Genomic DNA, 4,980 nt, shown 5'->3' on the forward strand with positions numbered 1-4,980 from the left:
CGCGTGCTCTGTCGCCTTCGTCGTCACCTCGTTCATCCCCGGCACGAGACGAACGCGCTGGCGAACCCCGCGCTCACGGTCCGGCGCGTTCTCCGGACGCCATCGGGTCTCGACGACAACATCGCGTGCCTCTTTCTGGTGATTCTCGACCGGGGTGTGAAAGGTCAGACGGGCGCGCGCGTGATCGTGGGCGAGATCGGTGTCGACCCAGGCTGCGCGCAGCGACGACGGTCCGGTCTCGCGCACCAGCACGTCGTTCCAGATCCCGCCCGTGGTGCCGGTGGAGGTGGGGGTCTGTAGCCCCATGGCGGGCCCGGGACGGCAATCATGATGGCCGAAAACACCCTTGATCTGCTGCTTGAAGAATGCCCCGCCCGGATCGGCGGGCGCCGACACCTTCACGAGCAGCTCGTTCGGCCGGCGGGGAAGGACCTTGCCGTCAAGATCGAAGCCGAACGGCAGGAAGCAGCCCTCGTGATCGCCGAGTCGCTCACCGTTCAGGTACACCTCTGCCTCGTAGTCGACACCGCGGAAGTCGAGCGCCAGATGACGACCGTCCTTCGGCTGGGCACGAAAGCTCGTTCGGTACCACACGCTTCCGCCGTGCGAGAACAGCGCGGGGTCGGTGACCGCCCACTGTGACGGGACGCACACTGACTTCCAACCAGGGTCATCGGCCGCGGGTCGCGAGTCGGCAACGCACATCTCCCACCCGTCGCGCAGCGACGCAGCGCCGGTGGGCAGATTCTCCGAGGTGGTTCGCATGCGTGGCCGATAGACGTCAACGGGAAGCGCGAAATGAAGTGGATCGACAGGCTCGTCGAGCCGCGTATCGATGGGATGGGACTGTGGCGTGGACTGACCGGCGACTGCTGCGCGATGAACCCGCATCCGTGCCCTCCTGCATGTGAGGTGCGCGTGGGAGCGCTTTCCTCCATGCTAGCGTTGCGCGGAGCGACAGGCTCGCTCCCCGCGGTCAGATGTCACATGCGACAGGTAAGTGGAAGCAACAGGGGGGTGAGTGCTGCGCCGCGCGCTCGGCGGCTCACTCCTCGCCAGGCAGCGCCTCGAGTCCAGCCCGCGCCTCCACATATCCGGGGAAGACCGCGAGGGCCGCCTCGTAGTGCCGACGCGCCTCTGCTGTTCGGCCGTCGCGCGCACACAGATCGGCGAGCGCGCGCTGCGATGTCACGTAGAGCGGATCGATGCGCACAGCCGCGCGCAGGTGGCGCTCTGCGCGCGTCAGATCGCCCTCGCGCAGCGCCGCCATGCCCAGGGCGTGGGCCACCATCGGTGAGTCGGGCGCAAGTGCCGCGGCCTGTTCCAGATGCGCCCGCGCCTCTGCGACGCTGCCCTGGGCCAGTACCGCGATACCGGCATAGGCGTGACCGCGAAAGTCATCGGGCTCGCGCTCCACCGCGGCCAGTGCCCAGCGGCGCGCATCATCGTGCTTTCCCGCCTGGAGGAAGGCGGTGGCGAGCAGCACGCAGCTCGACGACTCGGCGCAGATCTCCACAAGATGCTCGAATCCCGCAATGGCCTCGTCCAGCTTCCACACGTCGAGGGCATTCCACGCCCGGGTCCGCACCACATCCTCTTCGAGAGCCCCTGCTGCCTCGGCGCGCTCGAGGGCTTCCCGCGCGCCCGATTCGTCGAGAAGGGTGCCCAGCACCATGCTCTTGTAGACCCACGCTATCGCGCAGCCTGGGTCGAGCGCGATGGCCTCGTCGAGGAGGCGGAGGGCCCGCTGGGTGTCATAACGGCTCTCCTTCACCACGAAGAAGGCGAGATGCGCTCGCGCCTGCGCGTCGAGTGGGTACTGCTCGACCCGGGTCTCAAAGAACCGCCGTCCCTCGATCCACGCGTCACGATTGGCGTAGCGTCGGGCCTGTGCACGCATCAAGCTCACGAGAGATCCTCCTGCCGGCGCTGCCCTGACGGCGATCTCATCGCCGTCGCGCGTCGAATCGCATCACCACGATGGTGTGACTCGGGTCGTGGTTCTCGATCTCGGACGGCGACTGAATCACGTTGCCCCACTGCATCATCCAGTGGAAGACGCGATTGTCCGGATCAGTGACCCAGGCATCGGCCAGCACGAGCCACACCCGACTGTGCCCGCGCACAACGCGTGCAAGAGACCCATCGTCGATGCGCTGGGGATGGGCCGCGGCGACGCTCGGCGCTCGGTCGAGTGGCAGGTAGTAGCGCATGGCGTCGATGCCCATGACGTCTTCGACGAGAACGAGGTCGTCTGGCTGCACGTTCGCGAGAACCGCTTGCGCGGCCTGTCGAAAAGGCTGGCGCTGGTACAGGGGATTGAAGTACCAGGTCGCCAGGGAGGTGACGTTCGCGGCCACGACCACGAGCAGCAGGCCACGCCCTGCCGGGATCTGCCCCCACGGCGCCAGGGCAATGGCACCGAAGAGCGCAAAGGCCATGAAGAAGCGCGGTTGGAGAATCCCGCGCCCGAGGCAGACGCAGATGGCGGTGAGACAGGCCATGGGAACCAGTGTCTGGCTCAACGAGAGTGCCACGGCGGCACGGGCACGATCTCCCCCCAGGCGGAAGGCAGCGATGAAGAGCCCGATCACCAGCCCACCAGCGATGGCCACGCCCGTATTGGAAAGGGGGGACAGCGGGAAGCTCGGCCCCAGCACCAGATCGGTGAAAGTCTGCAAGATCGCCAGGGGAAGCCGCTCGGTGCCTACGCCTCGCAGCACGGGGGGGCCGTGGCCTGCGCGGGTCTGCGCCAGCGCCACCGGGAGCCACGGAAGCAGCAGCGCTGCACACGACGCGAAAGCCAGTGCGAGACGTTGCCACGAACGGCCCCGACCGCGTGAGGTGAGGGCCCAGAGCGCAAACGCGGGCATCGAGAAGAGCCCGAGATAGTGGGTGTATCCCGCGGCGGCCGTGCAGGCGCTCCACCCGACCCACCCTGGCCGCCAGTCATCGAGCCAGGCAAGGCAGCCGCAGAGCGTCGCACACAGAACGAACATGGCGAGCATGGGGTACATGCGAAGCTCCTGGCCGCACCAGACAGCCGCCTGAGACACGGCTGCAAGCGCCATCGCGGCCCGTGCGGCATCCGCAGGAAGGAGGCGGCGAGCCAGACGGCACGCTGCGTGCAGCGCAACAATCGAGCAGAGGGCAAAGGGGAGCCGGAGAACCGTCTCTGACGCGACGCCTACGATGCCGAGCCAGGCGTGGAGCGTCAAATAGAACAACGGCGGGTGTCCGTCGAAGCGATAGACGAACTGCAGCAGCGAGTCGGGGCCAGTGATGCCTGGCGTCATGTCGTCTATAGATCCGATGGGCAGCAGCGCATAGCGCAGCGACAGCCCCTCGTCGATGGTGAGACTCGACGCGCCCAGGCGGTACAGCCGCAAGAGCGCACCGATGAGGGTGAAGAACAAGATCTCGCGATCGATGCGCCCCGATGCCGAAGCGCGAGACGACCCGGAATCCGCGTCGCCCGCGAGAGCGCGCGCATCATCGACGCTCACGCCGCCTCGATGGTGACCGAATCCCCGTGGTTCTCTGCCTCAAGACGCAGACCGAGGCGACTGGCCAGCCACGGCACCGTGAGACCCTGTAGCAGAATGGAGACGATCACCGCAAAGAAGACGCCGTGGAAGACATCCCACGCGCGAGGCACTCCGGCGACCATCGGTATGGTCACGAGAATGATGGGCACGGCACCACGCAGCCCGCACCACGAGATCAGGAGCTTGGCACGCCAGTCGAATGAGGTGAAGGCAAGCGATAGGAAGACCGAGACGGGGCGAGCGATGAACACCAGGAACAGGGCCACGACGGTCGATGGAAGGGCGATCCTGTGAATCTGCGACGGGAAGCTGAGCAGCCCGAGCACCAGGAACATGAAGATCTCCACAAGCCAGGCGAGGCCGTCGTGCAGGTCGAGAATCACGCGCTTGTGAGGAGGGTCGTGGCTACCGATGGTGAGCCCTGCGACGTACACAGCAAGAAACCCGCTACCGCCCAGCACCTGCGTGAGACCGTAGGCGATGAGCGCAACGCTCGTGGTGAGCGCCACGTACATCCCCTCGGTCATGAGCGCCAGGGAGCGCAGCGCACGCACACCGAAGAGCCCGAACGCAAGACCGAGCAGCGCGCCGAGGCCCATCTCGCGCACAAGGTCGACGACGGCATGACCGATGACGTGGGCGGGGCTCTGCACGGGCGAGCTGAGCCAGGCGGTGAAGGTGAGCGTCAGGAAGACGGCCATGGGGTCATTGGTCCCCGACTCGAGCTCGAGCAGCGCGTTCAGGTCACCCTTCAGCGCGAGCCCCTGCGTGCGCATGACCGAGAACAGCGCCGCCGCGTCGGTGGACGAGACCACCGCGCCGAGAAGCAGCGCTCGCGACAGCGGGACATCGGCCACCAGGGTGATGAAGTACGCTACCAGCAGGGTCGAGGTGGCCACGCCGATGGTCGCCAGCGAGAGTGCGGGAAGGACCACGGGGCGCACATGCCTCCAGTGGGTCTGCAGCCCCCCCTGGAACATGATCAAGATCAAGGCCACGGTGCCCAGTGCCTGCGCCTGCAGCGGATCGTCGAACGGGACCCCCCCAGGCCCATCGGACCCCATCAGCATGCCGAAGACGAGGAACAGCAGCAGCGACGGCACTCCCACCCGCGCCGATACGCGACTGGCCAGCAGACTCGCGAGAAGCAGCGCGCCGGCGCCGAGAACGTAGGGGTCGAGAAACATCGCGAGGGTTCGTTCCTCGGGGGCGGCATGGGTCCTGCTTTCGAATTGCGTGTCCGGGCGTGATGGCCATCACGAAACGCCTGTCACACGATGGCTGCGCACTTGTCACAACAGCAGCAGACGGAAGTCAGGCAAGCGACGACGAGGCGCCAACCGAAAGCGGACGGCGTGCGCGTCGAGCGACCGACTCCCCGAGCGAAACGGAAAGGACAAGAAACAGATGAACCTGCGACTCCCCCTCCCCT

The 4,980-nt window shown here is 66.7% G+C and carries 4 protein-coding genes; all 4 read right to left on the reverse strand.

All coding sequences use genetic code 11. The features are described 5' to 3' along the window. The coding region (locus EB084_19335) for a hypothetical protein (GenBank protein ID NDD30417.1) at positions 1-891 on the reverse strand (891 nt) is incomplete at its 3' end. A 154-nt stretch (positions 892-1,045) separates the two neighbouring features. Then, positions 1,046-1,900, reverse strand: a complete 855-nt coding sequence (locus tag EB084_19340) for a tetratricopeptide repeat protein (protein ID NDD30418.1) — start codon at positions 1,898-1,900, stop codon at positions 1,046-1,048. 46 nt (positions 1,901-1,946) lie between these two features. Further along, positions 1,947-3,506, reverse strand: a complete 1,560-nt coding sequence (locus EB084_19345) for a hypothetical protein (protein NDD30419.1) — start codon at positions 3,504-3,506, stop codon at positions 1,947-1,949. Next, positions 3,503-4,735 (reverse strand): potassium/proton antiporter, encoded by a 1,233-nt coding sequence (locus EB084_19350; protein ID NDD30420.1) that lies wholly within the window; start codon positions 4,733-4,735, stop codon positions 3,503-3,505. The genes EB084_19345 and EB084_19350 overlap by 4 nt, the downstream gene beginning before the upstream one ends. Positions 4,736-4,980 lie beyond the last annotated feature (245 nt).

The sequence above is a fragment of the Pseudomonadota bacterium genome, assembly GCA_010028905.1.
Classification (GTDB): domain Bacteria; phylum Vulcanimicrobiota; class Xenobia; order RGZZ01; family RGZZ01; genus RGZZ01.